The sequence below is a fragment of the Haloarcula hispanica ATCC 33960 genome, assembly GCF_000223905.1.
GTDB lineage: Archaea > Halobacteriota > Halobacteria > Halobacteriales > Haloarculaceae > Haloarcula > Haloarcula hispanica.
This window is the reverse complement of sequence record NC_015944.1, coordinates 379,688-405,816: the sequence shown is the minus strand read 5'-3', so window position 1 is coordinate 405,816 and position 26,129 is coordinate 379,688. Positions and strand designations below refer to the sequence as shown.

Below are 26,129 nucleotides of genomic sequence, written 5' to 3'. Positions count from 1 at the left end.
AGTCGTTGCCTGATGTATTGGAAGGAACATACATAAAACCACCCCTGTCCGCAGTGTCCGGAGTGTCCGCTGTTCTATTGCTTATAAAAGAATGGCGGGACCCTCCCACCCCACTATGTCCGCAGTAACTAGAAAACGGTAGGTGGGGGTAACTCAGAAAACTATTCGTTAAGGAAAAGTTTATAATACTATGCTGAGAGCTAGACCGTAGTGCAGTTTAATAGCTATAGAGAAAGACGCTATAGCAATACTTGACGCTATCTCTAGTCTAGATAAGATTTGGGTAGTATCTAGACACAATCTAGTTGAGACTAAGTAAAATCTAAACTGTCTATATTCTATCTAGATGAAGTTCAGATAGTATCCAGGCTGTTCTAAATTGACTACCCTTCGAATCAAATGAGGCTGTTTCCTTCCCCCCTCCCTCTCTTTTGAAGAACAGCGGACAAAGTGGGGTGGGAGTGTTCTCTCCCATTCCTCGCCTAATTTACGGTCTTCAGACTCTCTGTGGCCAATTTATAGCCCTTCTATTGTTCAAGCACACACCGCCGTGTCCGCTGTTCTCGTGTCCACCCCCACTAGAACAGCGGACATCGTGGTGTGGCCCAGGCGAAGCAACACCACAATGTCTGCAGTAATCGGCGCATGATTTCTCAACTGTCCCAATAGAACAGCGGACATCGTGGTGTCTATTCACGATTATGCACCAGACCTCCCCGTCAGACGCCACAATGTCCGCAGTAATATGGGTTTAGAACACCTCTAACGAAGTGTTACTGCAGACACTGTGGTGTTCTCTGTTTCATCCTGCCCGCTCAACGATTCGGGTTCTGCTTCTGGTCCGGGATTCACTGTTCGCGCCGCATTGGTCACGTTAGTCGTCGCAGCGCTCCTGCTCATCTGCCGCGACAGTTACTGTACTCAACCGATCACTGAATACTACTTGCCCACGTTCAGCGACAGCCCAGTCTGCCAGCTATCGCGATAACCAACAATCCACCCGCTGGGTTCTGCTGTTCCCTTCCATCTTGTTCTGCTGTTTCCTCCTATTCGAGCGGTTCAAACACAGTCGTGGTGCATCGATACCTTCTACGCTAGCTGTCATCTGAATACGCGTTCAACAAGCCGTGCCTGCGCCTTTCTGAGATGATTCGATGCGGTACTCGGAGCACAACCGAGCTCCTCGGCGACGTCCTTGACGCTCCCATTTCGCGGGACGTCGTAGTAACCGACTTCCCGTCCTGCGGCGAGTGCTTCGCGCTGACGTGAAGTGAGGCCGATGTCGAATGTTCCAGGGCTGGCATCGTATTCGCCGATCTTCTGGACGTTTACCGTGATTCCGTCGGGAAGTGCATCCCGGACCTGTTCGAGAGTGGCGGGTTCGCCGACGACATCGAACAACACGACTCCGTGCGGTCGGTAGGCAACCGGTGGGACCACCATTAGCGTCGGCTGTTCGAACGCCGCGTAGAACTGTCGTGATTGTTCAGTCTCCCGGCCACGGACGAACGCGTAGAACGCCTGGTCTCGAACGGGTGTAATATCGTAGCTTTCCATGGTTTCGACCGCAGAAAGCGCCGATTCGTAGGGTTCGCGATCGCCGACGATATAAAACAACGTATAGGCAATCTCGTCCTCGACCCCGACTTTCCACGTAACGAGCCACTCGCGTTTGATTGCGTCGCTTTCGGTCATAAAGCGGTGCATCGGACGCTGATACTCCGGTGCATACTGGATCTCTAAGCGGAGATATCTCACGGACGAGCCCTGGTGGCGGCTCCCACATAAAGACACTAGTGTGTACGACAGTTCGCGTATCCGCTCCCACTATCTATCCGTAGCTGTTCATGAGCAGTGATCGGCGGAATGTGGACGACGCACAGTCTGATGAACGGATATGCTGTGGTAGAAACACGGATGCCCGATTTAATTCTACACTTCGGGAGGTGCTTGGTTCGTCCCCGTTCATCCTGACCAAATTCGACGCGTTCATGAACTGGGTCCGGGGGTCCTCGATGTTTGTGCTGCAGTTCGGCATCGCCTGTTGTACCATCGAGATGATGGGCACTCTCGCTACGAAACACGACCTCGACCGCTTTGCTGCCGGAGTCCCTCGGGCATCACCGCGGCAGGCAGATCTGATTATCGTCCCGGGGACCATCGTTTCGAAGTTCGCGCCGCGGATGAAGCGCGTGTACGACCAGATGCCCGAGCCGAAGTTCGTCGTCTCGATGGGGTCGTGTACTATTTCCGGTGGGCCGTTTCAGGAAGGATACAACGTCATCAAAGGTGCGGAGCAAGTCATTCCGGTTGACATTCACGTCCCGGGGTGTCCGCCCCGCCCCGAAGCGCTGATCTACGGCGTCGCCAAGCTGCAGGAGCGCATCGCCGAGGGCGAGTCCTCGCCGGTGACGGTCAAGCCGTACGAACTGGAGCAGTTTGACGACCTCGAACGGGACGAACTCGTGGACAAACTCGCCAGCAAGATCGACGAGGACGACCTCGTCATGCGATACGACTGGACTGGCTCGACCTGACCTACTGCGTCGTTACGGGGACTTGACCGTACGATTCGGACTACGTACCTGAGGTGGGGCTTCGGCCCCGATGTAATTGCCGCTCCGGTTCGATGTGGCTGAAACCCAATAGTGTCTTGGAAGACCAGTTCGGATTTTACGACGCAGCTTCAGTGTAGTTCACTTCGAACGATGTCGTTTCATTCTCACCGTGGTTACCGACTGTCACCGAATCAGTACCGTCAATCCGCTCAACTGCGACCCTCGTCCAGGTACGCTCGACGGTTTCCGATTCGAGATCGATTCGAACGACGACCGTGCGACCGCCGCCTGGCCGTGTGAGTTCGAGTTTGACCTGGCTGTCGTCTGTTGCTTCGACGACGGTCGCGTCCAGCGTGTCCGGATCGTCGAACTCCGTCTGGATGGCGTAGCTGGTGCGTTCGTTCGATTCGATGAGCCGGTCGATGGAGTCCCGTTCGCTTTCGTTGAGAGCGCCGATCGTATCTGTAATGTTCAGATTGAGGCCTTCGAGCTCCGAGTGGCTCGAACGGACAGCTACCGACTGACTGTTGAGGGCGACTTCACCTTCGACAGCTGGGAGGCAATTGTCCACGGGACGGGCGTGGATGCCGACGGTGTCTAACGGTTCGTCCCGGGCGACCGTCTCGTAGTACTGGTTGACCTGAACTTCGATGTGATCGTACGCGCCGAGCCCCGCGTATCCTGATATTTCCTTCCAGACCAGTGACGCGAACTGCTCGCGGCCGATTTCGTCGAACGGCTCGCCGCTGTGCTGTTCGACAAGTGTCACGGTGACACCGCGGACCTGTATGTCAGTCCGAGTTCGGTTCGGGGTGTCAATACGGAACCCGCCACCACAGGTCCGGTCGCCCTGATCGAACGTGACCGTGCCACTATCGTTGGAAACCGTTGTCACCTCGAACGCCGTCGAATTCGTAACTGTGATGCTACCGGTAGTTTCATTGGATTCGGTCTCAGAGGGGGACGATTCGGATGGGGCATTTCCGGCACTCCCATCGGCTACGACGGCTGCGCCGCTGGCAGTGAGCAGGAGGGCCGATACCGCAACCGCGTACGCTGCGAGTCGGTAGTCACGATGCATCTGCATCACTTCGTTGGCGGGGAAGTTTTCGTTTCATTGTCTTGGGGGTGATCGGACAGGACGCACGAGCGCGGTCGGTAGCACAGTACAGTAAAGCCGGGCCCGTAGCGGCGGGCCGAGTTCGCAGTGGCGGGCCGAGCATATGCTGTGGGCCGGTGTGCTCGCTGTGAGTGCTGGCCCGATCACGGCATCAGGAAGTTATACGAAAACCATTGTAAACCCCCGTTGGAAACGGGAGTGAAACGGATCTGAAACGCGTTTCAGAGATTGTTCCATTCGTTTCAGTTTACTGAAAACCAGCACTTTCATACGAAAACGTCCGGTCACGACGGACATGGAGTCGGTTAGACGGTCCCGTCTGGTGTTGGTCCTCTCGCTCACCGTCCTCAGTGTGAGTATCGCCGTCTTCGCAACCGCGACTGGTATCGCCGCCACGGCGACAGCTGATACCGGATACGAGTTCGCTATTGAAGACGATGCACTCGTCGAAACGAGCGGCAGAACTACTGAGGTTCTGATATCGGATATCGGAACTGTCAACCATATCGAGATTACGAATATCAACCGGAGCCCCGTTGTGCGGGCCACACCATGGGAACCGCCCGAACTGTCCCGCTCAAAGCAAGCGCGAGCCAAGCGGATTATCACGACGGACGGGTCGGTCGCCGATACCGTTGCATCACCGGCCGACGCAGTGTACACGATGCGGCCGGTTCCACGCGGGGTAGCTAGCGAGAGAGCCGCGGTCGTCGGTGCAGATCCGACAGCGCAGTGGCACGATCTCACCGCAGTCAACGAGTCCACCTTCACCGTTCGGAACGGCACGACTGCAGGGGTCGTCGTCATTGAACGGACGGAGCAGCGACTGAGTGATCGCCGTGTACTGGTTGTCGTTGAACCGATTGATCGGGAAACCCGATACAGTGTCGTCGTCGATATCCGAAACGAGAGGATAGATGCGTTCGTCCGACTCCGTGGGGTACCGGAGTAGTCCGGATACATCGCTGGTCTCAACAATGATCGAAAACACCCTCCAACGTAGCGAGGTCGTCGCGGCAGGCGTCTTCGTCATCTCGACCGCCCTGATGCTTTTGCTGGCCGGCCATCTCATCACGCCGGCAGTAGCCACAGTCACAATCGGCGAGACCACTGTCCAATCAGGATCTCCGGGGCCGTCCATCCGAACAGTCGATATCGCCGTACTCACAGTGGCTGCGTTCGCCTCCGGTGCGAGTGCCGTGGCGTTGTTCCGTGTCGATCGGGGTGCATCGGGGTCTACTATGGACTCGCCGGACACTCGATCGCCGGACGCTGACCATGACCACGCACCGACAGCGGGCCTACTCGAAGCCCGTCGGCAGGAATGGGAAGAGACTGCGAGTCGCCTCGCGAGCAACGAACGGATCGTGTATGAGATCATGCTTGATGCCGATGGGGTCCTTCCACAGAGCGAAATCGTCGATCGAACGGAGTTCTCGAAGGCGACTGTCAGCCGGACCCTCGATACGCTCGAAGCCAAGAACCTCATCGAACGGAAGCGGCGCGGCGTCGGCAACGTCATCATCCTGTCGTGAATCCCACACTGATCGGGCGATTTGCTCCATTCGGGCGACAGCGTTGCTGAAACCAGCCGAAGCTATCCGTCCGTAACGATCTGGGCAACGCGGTCGCGGCTGAAAAGCTGCTCATCCGATGGAATCTCTGGATAGTGATCCCCGTTCTCGTAGGGTGGCCACTCGCCAAAGATATCCGGGTAGAGCTGTTTCGCGGTCATTTCGATCTGGAAAAGATTCATGATCGGGCCGTGGTATCGCATTCCGTGTGCGTATACGCGGTCGTCTTTGACCGCTGCGAGTTCTTTTCCAACGCTGTGTGACGCGAGCCTCTCGCGGACATCGTCCATGTCGTAGCGCGGTGTCATCCCCCAGAGATGGAGGATTACGTCAGGGTCCGCGTCCAGCATCGTTTCATAGCCGACCGAACCCCAGAGACCGTCCCACGTTTCGTCCCCGAAGGCGTCGTTGGCTGCGAGCGGACGCGTGTCCGCGAGCCAGAACCCCGGTCGGTTCAGGTGATACGTCCAGAATTGGCCGTCGCCAAGTGTAACCCGAACCGCGGTCGGTCGATCTTCTTCGGGTGGAAGCTCCGTCTGGATGGTCTCGATGAGTTCTTGATGAACGGCTCTGAGTTGCTCGTAACGCTTTCGTTCCTGAAACACGGTGGCGACACGACCGAACAGCTCCCACAGCGTGTAATAATGGTAGTTCTCACTGTAGGGTTCTTGCGGGTCACCGTGTGTTCCGCTGTAGAAATTCCCGAAAAAGGGGCCGACATTGTCGACAATTTCCTCGATATCGCCCATATCCCAGTTCTCCTGGGTAATCGCCCATGCGGGGTCAAGGAAGTGAACGTCGCTACCGAGGCTGTAGAAGAACTCCTTGCTAAAATTATCGTAGGGGTTCGGAAGGTCCTCCCATTCAAAAGAGACACCAGAGAGCCGTTCGTAGTAGTGGTTCATCGATGGCCCAGCCATCTCTGGAACGAACATCGAATTGACCGCGTCACCGTGGTTAAGCGCGACTAACATATCTGCATACTGATTGTACATCGTGAAGACCTTCTCCGGTACGGAGTCGAACTCGACCTCTCCGACAGGAGAAAGCGAGGCAACGTAGGAGCCGTCATCTGACGGGGTTGATGTGCCCGTTTCCTTGTCACTCGCTGTTGCTGTACTGGGCGGTTCCCCACCGTTACTGGAGCAGCCGGCTACGATTGACGTGCCGAGCAGCAGACCACCGCCGGAGAGGTAGTCTCGTCTGGTGAGACTACCTGTACCGTCTGTCTCGTCCATGTTTTAGGTTGGCCTAATGTGACGTATATGGCTTTCGGATTAACCAGTGTACTTCGCTTGCAGGACGAAGGACTGACCACTCTATCACCGCCGTGAATCTCGACCAACTTTGTTCTATGACAGATTCTTCGGAGTTGTCTGTGAATCTCACCTATATGATACAATTGACTATAGATCTACTACTATACACTCACAGTTGGTCGAATATGACAAGTATGAATGTACCGGTAATATATTTAGACATCGAAACCGAGATTGTAACTCAGGAAACTCGGTCTTATCTCTGAGATCAATATACAAGTGTGAAAACGTACTTCTACGACTATATTGTTCTACATTGTGGCTGATATCTCTTGGATAATAACACGTACTCAATTTTAATCCGGATATGATATCCGCGACATCCAATCAGATAGTTGCTATTCAAAACACGATTTTTTGATACCAGCGGCCGCTGAGAGCCTGTCGAGTTCGCCGGCGTCAAATAATAACACCTGTACGGATGTTATAACACCTACTTGCTTCAGCTCTGAGGCACAGCCATTTTAAGTGATACCTGGTGCGATACACTGTAAATCTTCGCACGACTATCATCTAATATGATTTCTAGTTCCGGATTGGGTAGCGGAGGGCAGGGATCTATCGGAACTTCGACCGGCTACAGACGGTGACCGCTGAGGAAGGTATGATTGAGACGATCCCGGAAGAACTTCTGGAGCCCCACGTTGGGCCAGTGAACAAACACCGAGAGTTCTCCCCGCTATAGTAACAATTGAAACGATGTACACACTGATCGCACTGCTGTCGTGCGATCAGGAGTGCATTGATTTTCAATGGCTACTATAGATATGGCGCGTACCGCTCGCCATGACGACGATACCGATCATCGACGGTCACTCGTCGAGGCTGTGGTTTTCTCGCTCAAGCAGCGGTACGGCGACACGCTTCGGACACGGACGTGGTTCGCCCAGATCCGTGAACTCGTTCTGAGAGCGACTCTGAGAAATATCGAACTTGCTCCGTAACTTCAGTCGGTACAGCCTGTGAATTTATCGAATTGCAGGTGAGCCATCTGCGTCATTTGCATCGGCTATCCACTGCGGTTGCATCGGAAGGATATCCGACGGTAAATCGTTCATGTCGAAGAATCCGACCTCGAGGGCTTCATCTTCGTCGGCCTCGGGTGTACCCCCCTCGATGGAACACCGAAAGCAATTGGTGACGAAGTGAACTGCCTTGCCTGAGGGATACGAAAACACTTGCTGTTCCGGGTGTGAATAGACGCCTATCAGCCGCTCAACCGCTATTTGCAGTCCCGTTTCCTCGTCAACCTCCCGTGTGACAGCGTCCCCGACTGGTTCGCACCGTTCGACCGTGCCCGTCGGGAGCGCCCACTGCTCTTTGTCGGCGCGTTTCAGCAACAGCACCTCATCTGCGTCATTCACTACGACAGCAGCGACGCCCGGACGTATCTCATCCGGCCACGAATAGGGTGGTGCCTCCCATGTGTCGGTTGTGTCTGTGAAGAGGTGTGCAAGCGACGAGATCGTCAAATCTGGTTGCTGAAGATCACGAGCAGATGCGGCAGTCGGTTTGTCCTCGGCCACCAGAATCCCGGTGAGCCCCGCACGGTGGGCGCCGAGAATGTCCGTGGCAGGATTATCGCCAATCGCGGCCGCTTGCACGTCGTCAGCCAGCCCGTCGAGAGCCATCTCGAACATAAGCGGCTCGGGTTTACCAACGACCGTTGGCTCTGTTCCCGCCGCAGCTTCGACTGCTCGGACAATGGCCCCGGCCCCGGGTACAGGCCCGTCTGGGGTCGGGAACGACCCATCCGGGTTCGTCCCCACGAACGTCGCTCCCCGCTGGATGTGTCTCGCCGCCCGCTGGATGTCTTGATATGACGTCTTCTCGTCCGCGCCGACGACCATCGCATTTGGATCGTCGTCCGTGATCTCGATGCCTTCTTCTTGGAGTTCGATTTCCAGCCCTCCGCTACCGACAACAGCAGCGGTGGTCATATCCTGTTGGGAGAGGTAGTGGGCGGTCGCCCAGCCTGACGTGATGATCTCGCCTTTTTCCGCGTCGATCCCCAGCTTGCGAAGCCTGTTCGCGATCGTCTCACGCTGAAAGCGTGGGTCGTTCGTCAGGAATCGCAGTTCCTTGTCCCGCTCATCAAGACGATTCACCGACTCGACCGCCTCCGGTAGGGCCTCGTCCCCGAGATACACTACCCCGTCGAGGTCAAGCAAGAACGCGTCGAATTGTTCAGAAATCATACCGTCTTGTAGCACCATCAGCCACTTGTATCCTTTTGTCGGGGTGTATATGTAATTTAACTGAGTGGCTGATTTATAGCGTCATTAACGAAACGAACTCGCTGTTACTCTGCGTCTAGACAAAGCCGACCAGTTCAAATGTGGTTTCGTCACGTCTACCCAAACAAATCAATCGGACGGCTGATAGCATTTGCCGCCGTTGATCATTGATCACCCAATACAGTGAGTGTAAAACCAATGTCAGGGTCGCTTCTGTTCACTGATCTTGAGTATTATACTGCGATCACGCTGTACTCCGTTTTGACTGGGATAACGCGATAGCCGTGATCGTCACATGAATAAATCTAAGACAATCTGACAGCGATGGGGCCAGCTAAATTCGAACGAATCAGTTACAATTTGACGACGTCGCCGCTCTCCGCGGCTTTGTGAATTGCCCGGATGATTCGCATATCCTGGAGGCCGTGGCGGCCGTCCGGGCCAATGTCAGTACCAGTCAAAACACGGTCAGCGAAGTAATCGAACTCCTCCCGCATTTCGTCCTCCGCGTCAAAACTCTCGTGTTCGACAGTTACTGTCGTCTCGTTTCGGGACAGGTGGAGTTTTGCTTTCCCATGGAACGCTGGACGGAGTTCGATCTGTCCGTCCGTCCCAGTTATTTTCAGTTGCGTATCACTGTGGGCGTTCTGGCTATCAGTCGTGACCATTTTGATACCGTCTTCCAGCGCCAGCAATGCCCCGGAGCGCTCATCAGGCACGTCGACGAAGGCCTCCCCATGAGAATCCATCTGTGACTGCACTGCCAGTGGTTCCCTGTCGAGCAGAAACCGAGTCGTGTTGATCGAGTAAATCCCCAAATCCATCACTGAGGTGCCATAACCTGAGAGTTCCGGATCGAGCCGCCACTGGTCCGTGTCCGGATTCATCTCAAGCAACGGCTGACTATTGTTTCCGTATACGGATACTGGCTCGCCGATGAATCCGTCTTCGATGAGTTCTTTTGCACGCCTAACAGCGGGGTCAGTCTGCATTCGGTAGGCAATCATCAACGGCACAGCGGCGTCCGCACAGACCTCAACCATTTTCTGGGCCCGTTCGACTGTTGCCTCCATCGGTTTCTCGCACAGGATCGCTTTGTCTAACTCTGCGGCTGTCTCGGCGTATTCCAGATGCAAGGCGTTCGGTGTCCCGATGTAGATGGCATCAAACCTGTCGGCTGCATCCCCGTCGTGGAACTCCTCGTAACTGATCCCGTGGTCCACACCGTTCTCGTCGGCGAGACGTTTCGCTTTCTCCGAAGAACTGCTGACGAGCGTTGTAACTTCACCCAGATCAGAGTCCTGAATCGCGGGAAGTGCTAGGTCGATTGTCCACCAGCCAAGTCCTAACAGCGCGTATCGAACCGTTCCGTCCGTGGTGGTTTGCCAGTCACGCTCGTTATACGTATCAATCCAGTCTTTCATACAAATATGTTTTAAACCTTGACGCTAAAAACTTCGGTTTCTGAACACGCAAACACCATGCTGGTGGGTGGGGTGACGTCGCCGGAGTATGTCACTGTACTATGCTGTAATCTTGTTACTACTGGCTCTCTTCTTCAGCTATTGCTATTCTACTCTTTCTCACTATGGAAAAAATAGAAAGATATTACTGCTCAAACGCACTCGTTCAAACAGTTAATACGGTATTATGTGGGTAGGTGTATCCTAATGGATATGAATCCGCCAGAATTACCCGCAAATTGTCCACTCTATGAAGGTATTATATAATCATAACTCAGAAATTAAGTTAGGCTGATATTTGTATGTACTATTTGAAACACTGTGAAGGTTTAAATCCCCTGGATTGGGGCTCTATTCAAACCCTGAGAATTGTTGGAGTGTTCTAGGTCCGTCTTTAGCAACTGATAGTGACGATTGACGGCCTCGTCTCCCATTATCTCATTAAGCACAACAGCTACGGCTGTCAATTACACATAAATATGTACTCTATATCCGACTGTAGCATAGCCGTAGTAAGCGCATATTCATGTTTTGGGAAGTAGATTGTAAACACATTGGAAAATCTTACAGGGTGCCAAGCTGAATGAAAAATAATGCAAATCGAACATTAATCTCGGGAGGAACTGTTGTTACGCCGACCAGCGAAATTGAGAACGGGACAATAGTATTCTCTGATGGAAAAATAGTCTCGGTGGAAGCAGAATCTCATGACTCCCCGGACATTGATGCGACGGGGAAGTATGTCCTACCTGGATTGGTTGATCTTCACGGTGATGATATCGAACGGCACCTCTTTCCGAGAGCTGGTGAGCGCGTCAACACGACTGTCGCTCTGGACCGATGTGATATTGCCAATGCCAGCGCGGGAGTTACGACAAAGTATCATGCCATTGCGTTCGAAGACGTCCCAGATAATAACCGGAGTATCGAATTAGCCCGTCGCTTGGCCGAGCATATCCGGGATTTCAACTGCGAAACCGGCGCCAGGGTCGATAACAGACTCCATATGCGGTGTGAACTCACCAACGAAACGGCTGTCGACGCCGTCTCGCAAGAAATCCAATCAGGGGGAGATCTCGTCTCCCTTGTCTCACACATTCCCGGAACGGGCCAGTTCGCTGGCGAAAATACACTTACACAACGCTATAATCTTCCGGACGGGGTCTCAGAGTCAAGCCTTCAGACCCTCGAAACACGCCGCAATGGTGTCTCCGAAACAGAAGTAATCTCGCGCGCACGAGAGATTACAGAGCTAGCAAGCAATAGAAATATCCCAGTCGCCTCACACGACGATGAAACCGTTTCGAGCGTGGACAACGCCGCTGCTATCGGGGTAGACATAAGTGAGTATCCGCTCTCCCACCGTGTTGCGCAGCGTGCAACCGAGTTAAACTTGGCCGTTGCGATGGGTGCGCCGAATGTGGTTCGCGGTGGGAGTCTGTGGGACGGGCCCGATGCGTCTCAGGCAATCAAAGACGGTGTTGTCGACATTCTCTGTAGCGACTTTCGTCCGCAATCACTGCTTAGCTCTGTTTTCATCGAAAACGGTGACCCTCTCAAAGACCGGGTGTTACGTGTCTCTACTGCACCAGCTGCCGCTGCCGGCCTGTACGACCGCGGCCGATTGGAGTGTGGAGCAAGGGCCGATCTGATTATCGTCGATCCAGACCCGGTTCCATCGATAGCACGAACATATGTTGCCGGCGACGAAGTGTATCGCTCTGGATAGCCTACTCGTGACGCGTACTGTGTAAAAACTGCGCGCGGAACCAAACCGTTCTTATCGGGCTACTCGCTGTCCAGCTCTTCGCGCTCAACTGACCAGTGATACACCGAACATGCGCCTGCAACACCCACTACCAGGGAGAACAAACCTAAAACTATGCTCCCGGGAAGTGAGAAGGCGACAGAGGCGGCTAGGACCATCGCACCGAGCACCGTGACGGCCGCGTAATACTGATACCACTGTCGGCCCTCCGCCTCTCCTTCAGTGCGGTTGAGGTACTTTTCGAAGTCGTCAGCCTTCTCGGTAAGGGTTATATGCCCTCGGTCTTGGTTAAAATCGACGACACCGATGTCGTCCATCTTCGGGAGATGGCACTGGTACAGTCCTACATACACGCGCTTGCGCTCACTTGATGTCAACGCATCAGTTGTGGTCTCGTTCTCGATGGCCGCGACGTGTTCTGCGAGTTCTCCAAGAGAGACCTGTTCGCCTCGTTCTCGAAGAAAGTGGAGGACCTCTCTGCGGCGGCTGTTTTTCAGTATTTCAAAAATAACGTCTAGAGATGCACCTGAGTCGTCCTGCTCCTGTGACGTCGCTTGGTCCGCACTGCTTTCTTTCCCTTTTGGCGATGGGACAGATTCGTCGCTTAGTTTATTATTCGGTTCTGCTTTCGTTTGTGCGGTGTCTTTGACTCCCATATTTACCCACTTCCTGTGTGCTGCGACATCGTCCACCCGTCTGGAATCGTGCTCACACAGCCCCCCGGCTGTATCGACGGAGCGTTACGCTGTCAGCCAGCATTTCAAATCAACATCACCTTGCCACTTAATACTTTGTTATGTAATCGATTAGATAATTTTCCTTTGATTACCGCCGGGGTAGTCAGTAGTTGTTTGGGTATTCCGGGAGTAACAGCGTTCTTTGAATCAATTTTCGGTGATCCATAATAAATGTCCGCTACAGTGTGTGTTGAGATACGCAAAATACGTAGACTACCCGTAAAAACGCTGAGACGGCCCCCTGTTACGGTTACACGTTACTCACTTTCTCGAAATCGCCCAGGGTAAATCGTAGCGTATATCGGCCGTTTCTATCGGTCATGCAAGTAACGCAATCTTATCAGTGTCAATTGAACAGCTATCTGGACCGCAGAGAGGTCCCTGCAGGAACGCAGTCCCCGATAAGATGCCCTTCTGGGTTCCCGTCGGGAATTGGAGCCTTACGATCTCCACGGTATCTGTTGTTGATCGGTTGTCGCCTGATTGCCAAACACGTAGATGAAATGCGTGTTATTCGAATTGAGCGGAAGAACGATATTACTCACCACATACTCAGTATGCAGGGTACTCAACCGGAATCGTGTATGGCTACGAAGCGAGACCAAGAGACACGAGCGAAACAATTAACCACAGGCACATGGAATATCACTGTACACGAGTTTGTGTCCAAAGAAGGTAGCTGGTACACTCGTGCATACGAATAGATACGATGGCAGACTTTGATCAGTGGGACGAAGTGAGCTACGTAATCAGTTCACGGTATCGAGTCGAGACTCTCCGCCGGTTGTCAGAAGGCCCTGCGACACCGTCGTTAATTGCGGACGACAGGGAAATGAGCATTGCTCACGTATCGCGCGCCCTGCAGGAACTCCGTGAGTCGGAACTGGTCGACCTATTAGTTTCGGAAGATCGGAAGAAAGGCCGCGTGTACGACATCACTGAGAAGGGTGTCGATATTTGGGAAACAATCGAACGGAAGAACATGGCGTAACTGTCGCGTCTCGGCCGCGAACTGATAGAATTGCACAAGCGCGTGGACTTAGAACTATCTCTCTCCCTGTTTTCGATTCGAATTGAACTTGTAATTTGATGTGGGTATCTCGCGTATAACCTATTCCATTACACCAACTCCGGTATTAGATCACAAGATGGTGTGTTTTTCATAGATTCAGCTAACGGTAGTCGCATAATTGAGACGCCGACGAACGGTATCGACTCACTACGACTATGGCTGAAAGCTCCACTTTGGGGAACGTGTCTGGTGGTAAACGTCTGCTACCCATTCTGAAACCTACCTGTAGAAACCCGCTTTTCGATATTGAATGCAAAGAGTGTCTACCGGTGGGTATAGCAGCCGTAACAATAATGATTTGTAACATACCTGCGTACGCATGTTGTCCATAGGCTACGGAAAGTTACTGATTGGGTGCGTCGCTGGACTGTTACTCATTGGAGGTGCTACGTTAGGGCTTGGAATCGGTGGTTTCGCCGATGGACCGGCCGATACGGAGACCACTGTGAGCGAGGACGAACTGGAGATACGCACTGTGCAGTCTCCGACCGAAATTCGGCCGAATGAGCCGTTGCGTGTGCAACTTCAAATCACAAACGCGGGGTCGGAAACGACAACACAACAAGTAGCGCTACGATTGAACAGGGACGGACAGTCTCCTGAAACGGTAGCAACAAAACAAGTCAAGGTTTCGGCTGCAGAACCGGCGGACGTGACGTTCGCTGTCGAACCTGATCAAATCAGTCCCGGGGAATACACGTACGCCGTTGCCGTCGGTGAGTCATCGGCCCCGGAGTCAACTGGGAATGTGGCTGTCCTCACCCCGCCTACGTTTGTCCTCGCTGATACCACTGAAAACGCTACAATCGTCCGTGGAACCAACGCCTCCATCCGAGCAAACCTGACCAATGTCGGTGCATATCGTGGCGTCCAGACAGTGCAAATCGCTGTCGATGCAGACCAAAACGGCCAGTACTCCGATGCTGAAACGCTGAATGAGAGCGTCCACTCGCTTGCGGGCGGCCAGAGCCAGATGAGCACTGCCACGGTCCGAACTGCTGATCTGGAGCCTGGCGGATACCAATACAGGGTCGCCACCGAAAACACGACAACGACCGGAACACTCCACGTCCAGCAACCGGCGACGTTCCGTGTGCAGAATACGACTGCACCGGCCAACGTAACGAGGGGGGAAACTGCCAATGTCTCAGCAGTCGTCGAGAACGTTGGTGACGTGGACGGGCTCGACAACGTCACGCTCCGGAGTGATTCCATGAACACTACCTATTCGCGCACCGTTTCACTTGCTGCCAACGAAACGACAACGGTGTCTATTGATGTGAATACGACGAATTTGAGCCGCGGGACACACAACCATTCGCTTGGAACTGCTGACGACATAGATACCGTCTCGATGACGGTACAGGATAGTCATTTCGAGGTGTCGGATTTGGCTGGACCGAATGTCCTGTATGTCGGTGATACGGCTGTGTTCTCCGCGGACGTAACGAACACCGGTGAAACCACCGGAACTCAATCGATCCAGCATCGTATCGACAGCGATGACGATGATCGGCCGGAAGCCTATGGAGTCGACAGAAATGTCACGCTCGCACCCGGCGAGTCGACTCGCGTTCGGTTCGAGGTTGAATACACGGTAACCGACTCGACGGATTACCCCGTAGAACCACTGAGTCTGCAGACGTACGTCTATGGCGTCTACTCAAAAGACGCGCGTGCGTCAACAGCTATGTCGGTCAAGCCGTCATGGGCAAAAGACGGCGGGTCCAGCGGTTCCGGCGGAAGTACCAGTGTCTCTGATGGTGACCGCGCTTCGCTTGATGAAATAACCCAGGACAAGTACGGACTCTACTATGATGAGGTGAGCGGTGAAACGAAGCGCCAGATCGAAGAGATTCACGAACGCCAACCGTTCGCGGACGGCCTTGCAGCCGTAGAGGTGCGGACGCGTGAGGAAATCGCCCGGCAAGAGTACGGTGCCGATGTGAAACCTGGGGAGAAGTTTAATTTCACAGGACTAGAAATCGAAACCCAACAGAAGGTCGAAGCGGACTTCGATGCACAGTTCCAGACTGACTCCGGTGACCGAATCGAATCTTGGGACGAACTGGCCAACGACACGTACGGGAAGTCGTACGAGAACCTAACCGCTAGTCGCCAGGCGGACATCAGGACGACGTATCAGGATCAATTCGAATAACCACTCCCTCTAACAGTAGTAATCGCCGTACGTGGGCGCTTTTCCGAATCGGTCTAACGAGATATTTATCGATCCGACAGTCCACTGTATATGACCGCTAACCCTGGAAAGTAAGGAATAACAATAGACCGATTTGCCCAACATGGTGACAGAGAGGGCCCTATTGGTGGCCGGTGAGCGGCCCTACGACCTACCATGACTATCACTGAATCAGAGGTTGCTATTGGCGCGTGGGTCTGGCATGAAAGCCGACCCGGGATGAGTAGCTCCCTTTTCGGTAACTCTGTGCGTACCGTAGCGGACTCACTCCACTCACCAACAGGGGGGACATAGAGTGTATAAAGGCTCTACCGTCGGTGTCGTCGTTCCGGCACACAACGAAGAGGGGTTCATCGGTGAGGTCATCGACTCACTTCCGGAGTACGTCGATCAGGTGTTCGTTATCGACGACTGCTCGACAGATGGCACATGGACCGAAATCAAGGAATACGTGGATACTGAGGTGAAACCCGCAAGTGTGACCGGGGACTCCGCACAACAAATAGTTGTCGCCGACGGGGCCGGGACAATGGTCTCTGAAAGCCAGACGTTTCTCGATAAGCGGATCGTCCCAGTCCGTCATCAGACTAACGGCGGTCGCGGGGCTGCCGTACAAACCGGATACGAGCTAGCGCTTATGAGCGGCATGGATACGGTTGCAGTCCTTGATGGCGACGGCCAGATGGACCCGAACATCCTTGATGAGATACTCGACCCAGTCGTTGAGGGGGATGCGGATTACGCGAAAGGCAACCGCCTCATATCGCGACGCCACTGTACTCAGATGTCCAACTGGCGGCTGTTCGGGAATGCGCTCCTCACGATGCTGACCAAGATCGCGAGCGGACACTGGCAAATGCGCGACCCACAGAACGGATACACCGCGATTTCCGCGACGGCGCTTGACCAGCTCTCGCTGAACGATCTGTTTGACGACTACGGATTTCTGAACGATATGCTAATTCACTTAGATGCGAATGGGATGACTGTTCAGGACGTACCGATGGAAGCACTCTACGGCGACGAGTCGAGCGGGATTCGATATGGCTCGTTCATTCCGAAGCTATCGATTCTGTTACTTCGTGGGTACGTCTGGCGGTTACAGCAAAAGTATCTCTCCCGAACAGAATCAGAGTGATCACTCCGAATGGTTGGATATCGTTCTTTGACACCACATTCGACACCGTCAATGACCGTTATGAAGTTTTTACTTATCATGGCGTAGGCGTGAGCGGAACTTATGGGCAGGTGGTCGGATACTTCGCCAGCGACTGTCGATTTGCTTGTTACCGTGGGGTACACAGCGGTTGTACTCTTCGCAACGCTGTCGTCTCTTGAAGGGGTGCTCCTCACGGCCATCGCGTTACCCTTCTTGCTGTTCGTCCCGGGCTATGCTGTAGTCGCGGCCCTTTTTCCAATTCGGAACCCGGAGGATGAACACCACCGGCTGATTACCACAGAACGGATGCTGTACTCGGTTGTAGCAAGTATCTGTTTGGCAATTATCGTCGGAGTCAATCTTGAGTTCACGCCCTGGCCGATTCGCCCGACTCCGGTTGTCACTGCCCTTGCTATCGTAACTGTTGTGGCAACCGGAATCGCGTGGTATCGGCGCTACAAAAGGACACAGACGGGCCTGAGCCAGACCTCGATGCCCTTCGGAAACTCACGAGCGGCCAGCGGTGGTTCCGATGGGGAGGGAGTCCAGCTGGGGACCGTAGTTGTCGGTGTGGCGATCCTCGTGACGTTTGCCAGCGTGGCGCTGGTCGCGGCTCAGCCACAGCGTGGCGAAGCGTACACAGAATTCGGGCTGCTGACCGAGAATGAGACAGGGGATCTGGAGGCAAGCGGGTATCCGGAGCAGATCGCGTTGGGCGAGCCCGAACAGATGTACTTCACCGTCACGAATCACGAGATGGAGACAACCGAGTACGTCGTCGTCGTGCAGATGGCCAGAACCGCGCCGACAGGCGAGGTCATCGAGCGCATACGTCTCGATACTTACAGCAACCGGACAGCGGCTGGAGACCGCTGGCTGCAGCGTCACACGGTGACGCCGGTACTGGAGGGCGAGCGCCTGCGGTTGACGTATTTGTTGTACAGGGGAAGTCAGCCGGATCAACCCACAGCTGAGAACGCGTACCGCGAGGCTCACATTTGGGTCGACGTAACGTGAGCTAACAACGACAGGAGTCTGGGAGTAGGTTTTGGACAGTTCTGATGGATGGTATCGACTGGAGCTATAGTAACAATTGAAACGATGTACACACTGATCGCACTGCCGTCGTCCGATCAGGTGTGCATTGATTTTCAATGGCTACTATAGTCACGAGGGGGTGAGCGGCTCGGATCGTTTATCGACACTATCGGTGGTCTCCACCGATACGAAACTTCGAATAAACGCTTCGTACTGGTCGATCACAGCCGCCGGCGCGAAATCGTTCGCACGCTCGATCAGTATGTCGCTCGGGAGTGGCTCGTCGAGCGTTGTCCGGATGGCCGCTGCGAGTCCCTCGTCGTCATCGACATCGACGAGCGGGCCGTACTCACCATCTTTGAGGATCTCTGCCGGGCCGCTGGGACAATCGGTCGAGACGACCGGACATCCGCAGGCAAGGGCCTCGATGAGCACGGTCGGCAGTCCCTCGTGGACCGAAGACATCGCGAGGACGTCCGAACCCGCCATGTAGCCGTAAGGGTTGTCGACAAAGCCGGGAAACGAAACCGCGGCGTCGATACCTAACTCGGCCGCGAGGGTTTCGAGTTCGGCTCGCTTCGACCCGCGGCCGACAATAATCGCACGCGTGTCCGGTCGAGCGGCATGGACCTGTTCGAAAGCGCGGAGGAACGATCCAAAGTTCTTCGCTCTCTCCAGGCGTCCGACACCGAGAACGACGTCAATGTTTGCCGATTCGATCCATGGATGATCCACCGGCTTCCCTGCCCGCGCTTGGACCTCATCGACAGGGATCGGATTGTGGAGGACAGACACCTTCTCGCGGTCGACACCGACGTGTTCCACGATGCTCTTAGCGACACCTTCTGAAACGGCGACGAACTGGTCCGACTGACCGGCGAGGCGACGCTGCAGCCACTGGACGAGTTTCTCTTTCGATTCCTCTTGCATCCCGAGCGTGTTGTGGATCGTCGAGATGGCGGTAGTGTCAGCGCCCGATAGAATCTGCGAAATCATGTGCATATCGTTGGCATACGTCATCTGTGAGAAGAGTATCTGGGGAGATTGTCGCCGCAGATATCGTACGAGAGCGGGAACGCTTGCACCGATTCCTATCCCTGGTATCCTCTGTGTTCCGAGGTCGACGACGTTTACGCTTCCGGCGACATCGGTCCGGAAATCCCCCTCGTTGTACGACACGACAAGGTCTACGTCATATCCGCGCTTAGAGAGCCCGTTCGCGACAGAAACTGTCACACGCTCGGCACCACCGACTGTCAGAGAGGGAACGAAGAATGCTATCGGTCCAGTGTTTTCCATTAGTTCACAGTCTGTGTGAAAGGGCTTGTTTATACTCACCCTACGCCGATTCTCGGGACACGTTTCTGACTTTCCTGCAATGCTTTGGTCGATTCGAATAGCTTAAATTGTTCATTCAGGCAGCGTAAGGGACAGAACTGCCCCGGGGACGTTCCACAGCGGACTGACAGACCCATATAGGCAGCGTTGGGCGGAAGATAGCCCGTCTGACTCGCCCGTGTAGGGAGGGTATAATTTTGAGCATCGATGTAGATTACGCGAACAATGTGTGGAATCTGTGGTCAGTATGTTCGATCTGGCTCTCCTGAAACCGACGTTCTTGAACGTATGAACGACTGCCAGTGTCACCGAGGTCCTGACGACGATGGGGTTTTCAGAGATGGAAGTGTTGGACTTGCACACCGCCGGCTCAGCATTATAGACCCCGAGAACGGGGGACAGCCGATCCACAACGAGGACGGTACCGTAACCGTCATCTTCAACGGAGAGATCTATAATTACGGGGCTCTCAAGGAACGACTCACGTCCGCAGGACATCGATTTACCACTCAAACCGACACCGAAGTACTGGTCCATCTCTATGAGGAAGAAGGTCCAAGTTTCGTCGACGAACTCGACGGAATGTTCGCGTTCGCTCTGTGGGACAGTGAGCGAGAACGTCTGTTACTGGCCCGTGACCCGATGGGTATCAAACCTCTCGTTCTCGCCGAAACGGACGACAAGCTCGCGTTCGCCTCCGAGCTCCCATCGCTGTTCGAGAGCGACATTGACCTCGGCGGCATAGATCGGGACGCACTGGCTCAGTACTTCGCATTCGGATATATTCCGGCACCGAAAACGGCCTTCCGTAACGTCTCGAAGGTCAGACCCGGCGAGCGGATACTCATATCGGACGACGGTATCGACCGCGACAAATACCACGAGCCATCGATCACGCCTCGTGATCCCGACATTGATACCGCTGCCTCTCACCTACGCTCGCTCGTCGAATCGGCGGTCGAAAAACGCCTGATGGCCGACGTTGACCTCGGAGCGTTCCTCAGCGGGGGGATCGATTCGACGATAATCGTCGGGACGATGGCACAGTTACTCGATGATCCCGTGAAGACGTTTACCGTCGGTTTCAATCAGGATCGATTCGACGAATCCTGGGCGGCACGAGAAGTGGCGTCTTTCCACAACACCGACCATCACGAGATCACGCTCACAGCGAATGACGTACGCGAGTCCGTACCGGACGTACTGAATAAATTGGGGGAGCCCTTCGCCGACCCGGCACTGATGCCGAGTTACGCTGTGTCTCGAGCCACGAGAAATAACGTCAAGGTCGCACTCTCTGGTGACGGTGCTGACGAACTGTTCGCCGGCTACGATAAGTACCGAGTCGAGTCCCTGTCAAAGTACTATCGAGCGCTTCCGGCCCAGATACGGAAATACGCCGTCGAGCCGGCTGTGAATGCACTACCCGCCTCACGAGGGACTGCGGTCGGCGACGCCGTTTACAAAGGACAGTGGTTCATAAATCGGAGCGGAGAACGATCAGTTCCGGAGCGTCACTTCGATTTAATGCGTGTCTCCGACGACCAAGCTATCCAGTCCGTGACGAACGTTGACCCAATCGAAGCTGGGCAGACCGCCCTCCGGACACAGCACGCCGCGATATCCCCAGAACTGGCCGATAGAGAGAGCTTGGCACGGATACAGGCTGTCGATACCCGCTTATCGCTCCCAGATCAGATGCTCACGAAAGTCGACCAGGCCAGTATGTACAACTCACTCGAGGTACGCGTTCCGTTCCTCGATACTGATGTCGTTGAGTACGCACTCAGTCTCCCAACAGACCACAAACTAACTGGCCGCGATCGAAAACGTGTGCTGAAACGAGCCTTCGATGATGTACTGCCGGAGTCTATCTTACAGCGAAACAAACACGGGTTCGATATGCCGATCGGTGAGTGGTTTAAACACGAGTTTGCTGACGAGTTCGTCTCGATGGTCCGTGCTACTGATCTGGGGATTCTCGATACCGCGGCGATTTTAGAACTATTCGATGAACACCTCGATGGAAACCACGATCACTCGCGGTTCCTCTGGACCGTCTACGTCTTCAAGCACTGGGCTGTGCGTATGCAAGAGCAGGGGGTCCTCGAATAGGAATACGGTAGCAGGATTTAGTGTGACTACATACCACCATCTGGTGTCTTGTACTGGCTATAGAGGCCTATTACTCAAAAAATCGGACTATTAACTATACCCCTCTACCTGTAAGAGTCGGGCGAAATAAATGCACATACTCCGGGTCGCCCAAGACATCTTCCCTGAAACTGTCGGTGGTGCGCCATATCACATACATGCTCTGAGCCGTGATCAGGCTGCGATGGGGCACGAGGTCACCGTCTTGACTGTCTCGGAAGAGGTGGAAGAGCGAGAGGTTACCGATCAAGACGGGTATACGTTGATCAAACAACCGCCGAAGCTAGAGCTCCTCGGGAATCAGATCTTCGCCAACACCGTCGGTGATCTACGTGGTCTGGAAGACTTCGACGTGGTTCACACCCACTCTCACCTGTTCTTCTCGAGTAACGTGGCCGCGCTGTACTGCCGAATGGCCAACATCCCGATTGCAATCACATGTCACGGCCTCAACTCACAACGAGGTCCGTTCTGGTTCTCGCGTGCACACCTTCGTACGCTGGGTAAGTGGACGTATGACTCGGCCGACGTCACGCTTTGCTACACCGATGTCGAGCAATCCAAACTTCGTGACCTCGGTGTCGACGCTGACATCGCGGTTGTAAACAACGGGATCGATACCAACCGCTTCTCCCCTGCTGGACAGACCCATCCCGATATCGCGAGCCAGGGCGGCCAGGCAATCGTGTTTGTCGGCCGCTTAGTCGACGGAAAGCGACCTCAGGACGTGTTAGCTGCATTCGATACGGTACGAGAGCGCTGTCCGGACGCATCGCTGTTCTTCTGTGGCGACGGCCCGCTTCGAGACAGTCTCGAATCGACGGTCGCTGACGAGGGACTTACAGATGCTGTAGAATTCCTGGGGCGGGTCCCCTATCAGAAAATGCCCTCGGTGTTCAGAGCAGCGGACCTGTTCGTCCTTCCGAGTCGGACTGAAGGCTTTCCACGGACAGTTATCGAAGCTTTAGCCTGTGAAACACCAGTTGTTGCCAGCGATCTCGAACAGACCTCGAAAATAGTCAACCAAACGGGAGAGACAGTCCAAGTTGGCAACGTCGAGGGATTCGCGACGGCGATTTCTGATTTGCTCAGCGATCAGCGCGGCCTCTCAGAACTGGGAAAACACGGCCGAGCAATCGTCACGACGCGTTACAACTGGGAAGAGACAGTGCAAGAGACAACGGAAATACTGGGCCAAGTGGCTGAAATCGGTGACTCCGTGATTCGAGACAAGACGGAATCGACCAGCAGTCCCACACCTGTGGTCAAGGACGAGATCTGAACGAATGGCGAATCGAGCCTCGACTGATTCCGGTTGCACAGTTCCATACCACTGTCGCGTCTTCGTGGCCCAATCGATATTGCGGTTCAGGTGGTCTATTGAAGCTGGTCGAGGCCTGACTTTGGTGAGGGCGTGTATCCACTGCGCGTTAGTCGCTGATTACTTAATATCTACCGTATGCAAGGCAGGGAAAGACGTGGACCTCACACTGCATCGCGAGCCAGAAGGGTAATAAATGAGTCACGAGACAAATCTCGACCGGGAGTCGTTCGACAGCTTCGAGTTCGCCAACCGTGACATACAGGAATATCTGGTCATACTCCTAGCCGGTATCCTTATCCTCGAGAGTGCGCTCTTCCTGTCCATTCAACCGGTAACCGGATATGAAACTTCGCTGGCAGATGGACTGTCCCAGCTGTTCTGGTTCACTTTCTATTCGGTCATGATCGGTGGAATATTGACGCTGATAGCAGCGGCTATTACGCAAACGAGGTACTGGCGACATGGTCTTGGCCTCGTCCTTTCAAACTACGCGCTGTACTTCTTCCTCCCAAAAGCTCGCGGCTATCGGTTTTACGGACAAGGAACGGCAGATGCACTGCAACACTTCGGCGATGTTAGGGCGATTCTCGAAACGGGAACACTTCCCGGAATCTGGTATCCAGGTGAACATGTGCTGATGGCCGAGATGGCGATGCTAGGTGTCCCGATTGACGCGATGCCATACTTGGTAGCGTTGTTGTTTACGACGCTTCAGATAATCGGAATCGGAGTCCTTGTGAAGACGCTCTCGGGTAAACGGGGAAGTCTCGCGGCCGGATTAGCAGCCGGTAGCACTCTCATTTATACGACCTTCCATCTCTCAAACCACCCGGCGATGAACTCATTCATGGTCGTTCCGGTCCTGCTCACGCTCACAGAACTGTACCGACGGAGTAACGACAACGAGTACCTGCTCTTGATTCTCCTGGTTGGCCTGTTCATCATCTACTCACACCCGATGACAACCCTGTTTATGCTAGGTATATTACTGTTAACCTCGGTGTATTCCGGGCTGTTCGGACGGCTTTCCCTATCGTCCACTCCGCAACTCAGTCCGCGGCTTGGTGTGGCCTTTCTTCCGCTCCTATTCGCCTGGCTCACCAATTTCGGTCAGACACGCCAGGCCATAATAAAAGTCGTTGCGGCACAGGATGATATGAACCCAGCAGCCAGAGAGGTACAGCGAGCCGGCTCAGTCCAGTTTTCACCTCTACAGCTCGCCGAGAAATTCATCACTCTGTACGGCTCGACCACAATTTACTTCACTATCGCCGGGACGTTCGTCCTTTTGACCCTATACTGGTTTCTCTCCGAACGGATGCGGTACGACTGGGGCTTCGGTTCGGTTCACTTCGTTGCAGGACTGGGTATCGCAGCGATCTTCCTCCTTAGCAATCTCATCGTGAAAGGCATAATAAGAGTAAACAGATACGCACTCCTGTTCGCTGCAGTCCTCGTGGGGATGGCACTCATCCATAGCGCCACCAAGCGCAACTCGGTAACCACCGTTGCTTTGACCGTACTCGTACTCCTAGGTGCCTGTCTCGCTGCAAGTGCTGCCTACGAGCCAAACCGTCACATGACCTACGCAGAGTACGATGGGTCTCAATTCATGGCAGCGAATATTGACGAAGGGGTTCCGATCCATGCAATGGATACGTCACATAAGATGGAAGCGTTCGTCTTAGGCACAAACCATCCCCGCTACTACCCACAGAGTTTCGGTATGAACAATAACTTGCCTCGGAACCTCGGCTATTTCAGCCAGGATGTTATCGCCTCTGATACGTTTGGCCGAAGTTACGTTGTCACGAAGACACACGATGTCAAACAGCACACTGCCTCCTATTATACAAAAGACCAACAGGAATATCTATTCCGATACGGTGAAGACAGTCTGACGAGAATGCACAATGATCCAACGGCAAACAAGGTTTATACCAACGGTGGGTTCACTGGGTGGTCCGTAGCGCCCCAAAATTAGCCAGCAGAGCCACGCATAGCCAGACACTAACTTTAGATGCCGCAAACCACCACCAGCCATATGCCAAATCCGCTCGTCAGCGTTGTCCTCCCGACATACAAACGACCGGACAGACTTCGGAGTGCAGCACGGAGTGTCGCAGAGCAGACGTACCCAAACATCGAACTCATCGTCATCGACGATCACTCCCCGCAGCCGGCAGCCGATACACTTGCCGGAGAGCCGCTACGAGGTATCGAAGTCAACTGTGTCCGTCACCAAGAGAACAGAGGAGCGAACCAGGCAAGGAACACGGGCATTGAGCGGGCAGAAGGCGAGTACATCGCGTTGTTAGATGACGACGACGCCTGGGACTCCGAAAAGATTGCTCGACAGGTTACTGAGATGGCAGAGAGCGCTGACAGCGTCGGCGTAGTCTACACCGGCTGTGAGTACGATTACGGGGACTACACACGGGACGTTATCTTCACGGCGGAAGGGGATGTTACCAAAGACCTCCTTCTGGGGGAGTCGTTCGGTGAATTCTCGACACTGATGGTTTCGGCTGATATCATCCCACAGGCCGGGCTCCCTGACGACCGGTTTCCCAGCTGGCAAGATAGAGAGTGGCTGATACGACTCTCGCTACATAGCGAGTTTCGCGTGATCCCCGAAGTACTGACATATCGGAACTGTCCCGAGGGAGCGGACCGAATCAGCAATAACTACGCTGAGAAGCGGGATATCTCCTACCCATTAATGGTAGAGAAACACCGAGAACTCGCTGCAGGGTACGGACGTCGGTACGAACGGGCCTTCCTCGCGTCACTGCTGTTCATTCTTGGACAAGAAGCGTTACGTTCCAAAGCATACTCTGATGCGAGAACGCAACTACTTAAGTCAGTGTATTATTGGCCGTTTCGAACCGACAGGTGGCTGTTTGCACTCGCTGCGCTTGGGGGCAGATTTAGCTACAAGCCGGCGAAAAACGCCATGAAGACCCTCAACTCGATTAAAACTGAAACAATTACGAAATGAGATGTTTTCGGTAGATATCCCGTCCCGTCACCGGGTACTGTTTTTTATGTGCTGTTTCATACCTCGT

19 protein-coding genes and 1 pseudogene are annotated in these 26,129 nt (G+C 54.2%); 13 read left to right on the top strand and 7 right to left on the bottom strand.

The annotated features are described in order from the left end of the window. Nucleotides 1-1,101: 1,101 nt before the first annotated feature. A complete protein-coding gene (locus tag HAH_RS19055) occupies nucleotides 1,102-1,707 on the bottom strand; it encodes a helix-turn-helix domain-containing protein (RefSeq protein WP_425557129.1) in 606 nt (201 codons plus the stop codon). 140 nt (nucleotides 1,708-1,847) lie between these two features. Between HAH_RS19055 and HAH_RS19050 the strand changes: the two genes are divergently transcribed. Then, nucleotides 1,848-2,537, top strand: coding sequence for an NADH-quinone oxidoreductase subunit B (locus HAH_RS19050; RefSeq protein ID WP_044952855.1), 690 nt, complete (start codon nucleotides 1,848-1,850; stop codon nucleotides 2,535-2,537). Nucleotides 2,538-2,673: 136 nt separating this feature from the next. On the opposite strand, the gene HAH_RS19045 is transcribed toward HAH_RS19050, so the two are convergent. Continuing rightward, complete coding sequence (locus tag HAH_RS19045; protein ID WP_023843024.1) at nucleotides 2,674-3,645, bottom strand: hypothetical protein; 972 nt, start codon at nucleotides 3,643-3,645, stop codon at nucleotides 2,674-2,676. Nucleotides 3,646-3,973: 328 nt separating this feature from the next. On the opposite strand from HAH_RS19045, the gene HAH_RS19040 reads away from it, so the two are divergent. Together HAH_RS19040 and HAH_RS19035 are read left to right on the top strand one after the other, a co-directional pair. Beyond that, on the top strand, nucleotides 3,974-4,630 hold the full coding sequence (locus HAH_RS19040) for a hypothetical protein (RefSeq protein ID WP_014031339.1): 657 nt from the start codon (nucleotides 3,974-3,976) through the stop codon (nucleotides 4,628-4,630). Nucleotides 4,631-4,655: 25 nt separating this feature from the next. Next, nucleotides 4,656-5,213 (top strand): helix-turn-helix transcriptional regulator, encoded by a 558-nt coding sequence (locus HAH_RS19035; RefSeq protein WP_044952853.1) that lies wholly within the window; start codon nucleotides 4,656-4,658, stop codon nucleotides 5,211-5,213. A 62-nt stretch (nucleotides 5,214-5,275) separates the two neighbouring features. Here the strand turns inward: HAH_RS19035 and HAH_RS19030 are convergent, their stop codons facing one another. Continuing rightward, entirely contained in the window at nucleotides 5,276-6,490 is a 1,215-nt protein-coding gene (locus HAH_RS19030) for an ABC transporter substrate-binding protein (RefSeq protein ID WP_014031337.1), read from the bottom strand. Between the two features lie 842 nt (nucleotides 6,491-7,332). Between HAH_RS19030 and HAH_RS20245 the strand changes: the two are divergent. Next, a pseudogene (locus tag HAH_RS20245) lies at nucleotides 7,333-7,515 on the top strand (IS5/IS1182 family transposase); the annotation flags it as partial. A 24-nt stretch (nucleotides 7,516-7,539) separates the two neighbouring features. On the opposite strand, the gene HAH_RS19025 reads toward HAH_RS20245, so the two are convergent. Then, entirely contained in the window at nucleotides 7,540-8,787 is a 1,248-nt protein-coding gene (locus HAH_RS19025) for an HAD-IIA family hydrolase (RefSeq protein ID WP_023843022.1), read from the bottom strand. Between the two features lie 374 nt (nucleotides 8,788-9,161). After that, complete coding sequence (gfo6, locus tag HAH_RS19020; RefSeq protein WP_014031334.1) at nucleotides 9,162-10,232, bottom strand: D-xylose 1-dehydrogenase Gfo6; 1,071 nt, start codon at nucleotides 10,230-10,232, stop codon at nucleotides 9,162-9,164. 622 nt (nucleotides 10,233-10,854) lie between these two features. Here gfo6 and HAH_RS19425 point away from each other — a divergent pair. Then, nucleotides 10,855-12,000, top strand: a complete 1,146-nt coding sequence (locus tag HAH_RS19425; protein ID WP_014031333.1) for an alpha-D-ribose 1-methylphosphonate 5-triphosphate diphosphatase — start codon at nucleotides 10,855-10,857, stop codon at nucleotides 11,998-12,000. Between the two features lie 59 nt (nucleotides 12,001-12,059). Here the strand turns inward: HAH_RS19425 and HAH_RS19015 are convergent, their stop codons facing one another. Beyond that, nucleotides 12,060-12,695 carry a DUF7344 domain-containing protein gene (locus HAH_RS19015; RefSeq protein ID WP_014031332.1) on the bottom strand — a complete coding sequence of 212 codons (636 nt, stop codon included), beginning with the start codon at nucleotides 12,693-12,695 and terminating at the stop codon, nucleotides 12,060-12,062. 790 nt (nucleotides 12,696-13,485) lie between these two features. Between HAH_RS19015 and HAH_RS19010 the strand changes: the two genes are divergently transcribed. From HAH_RS19010 to HAH_RS18995, 4 genes are all read left to right on the top strand, one after another. Then, entirely contained in the window at nucleotides 13,486-13,767 is a 282-nt protein-coding gene (locus tag HAH_RS19010) for a winged helix-turn-helix domain-containing protein (protein WP_004515801.1), read from the top strand. A 400-nt stretch (nucleotides 13,768-14,167) separates the two neighbouring features. Next, nucleotides 14,168-16,009, top strand: coding sequence for a COG1361 family protein (locus tag HAH_RS19005; RefSeq protein WP_014031331.1), 1,842 nt, complete (start codon nucleotides 14,168-14,170; stop codon nucleotides 16,007-16,009). A 334-nt stretch (nucleotides 16,010-16,343) separates the two neighbouring features. Continuing rightward, nucleotides 16,344-17,186: a glycosyltransferase family 2 protein gene (locus HAH_RS19000; protein WP_014031330.1), complete on the top strand. Its 843-nt coding sequence runs from the start codon at nucleotides 16,344-16,346 to the stop codon at nucleotides 17,184-17,186. 153 nt (nucleotides 17,187-17,339) lie between these two features. After that, a complete protein-coding gene (locus tag HAH_RS18995) occupies nucleotides 17,340-18,224 on the top strand; it encodes a DUF1616 domain-containing protein (protein ID WP_233425880.1) in 885 nt (294 codons plus the stop codon). A 150-nt stretch (nucleotides 18,225-18,374) separates the two neighbouring features. Here the strand turns inward: HAH_RS18995 and HAH_RS18990 are convergent, their stop codons facing one another. Then, nucleotides 18,375-19,544, bottom strand: coding sequence for a glycosyltransferase (locus HAH_RS18990; protein ID WP_014031328.1), 1,170 nt, complete (start codon nucleotides 19,542-19,544; stop codon nucleotides 18,375-18,377). Nucleotides 19,545-19,808: 264 nt separating this feature from the next. Here HAH_RS18990 and asnB point away from each other — a divergent pair, with 264 nt between their 5' ends. From asnB to HAH_RS18970, 4 genes are all read left to right on the top strand, one after another. Beyond that, nucleotides 19,809-21,698 (top strand): asparagine synthase (glutamine-hydrolyzing), encoded by a 1,890-nt coding sequence (gene asnB, locus HAH_RS18985; RefSeq protein ID WP_267879399.1) that lies wholly within the window; start codon nucleotides 19,809-19,811, stop codon nucleotides 21,696-21,698. Nucleotides 21,699-21,828: 130 nt separating this feature from the next. Beyond that, nucleotides 21,829-23,019 carry a glycosyltransferase family 4 protein gene (locus tag HAH_RS18980; RefSeq protein WP_014031326.1) on the top strand — a complete coding sequence of 397 codons (1,191 nt, stop codon included), beginning with the start codon at nucleotides 21,829-21,831 and terminating at the stop codon, nucleotides 23,017-23,019. Between the two features lie 235 nt (nucleotides 23,020-23,254). Beyond that, nucleotides 23,255-25,045: a hypothetical protein gene (locus HAH_RS18975; RefSeq protein ID WP_014031325.1), complete on the top strand. Its 1,791-nt coding sequence runs from the start codon at nucleotides 23,255-23,257 to the stop codon at nucleotides 25,043-25,045. Nucleotides 25,046-25,105: 60 nt separating this feature from the next. Next, nucleotides 25,106-26,062: a glycosyltransferase family 2 protein gene (locus HAH_RS18970; protein ID WP_044952851.1), complete on the top strand. Its 957-nt coding sequence runs from the start codon at nucleotides 25,106-25,108 to the stop codon at nucleotides 26,060-26,062. Nucleotides 26,063-26,129: the final 67 nt, after the last annotated feature.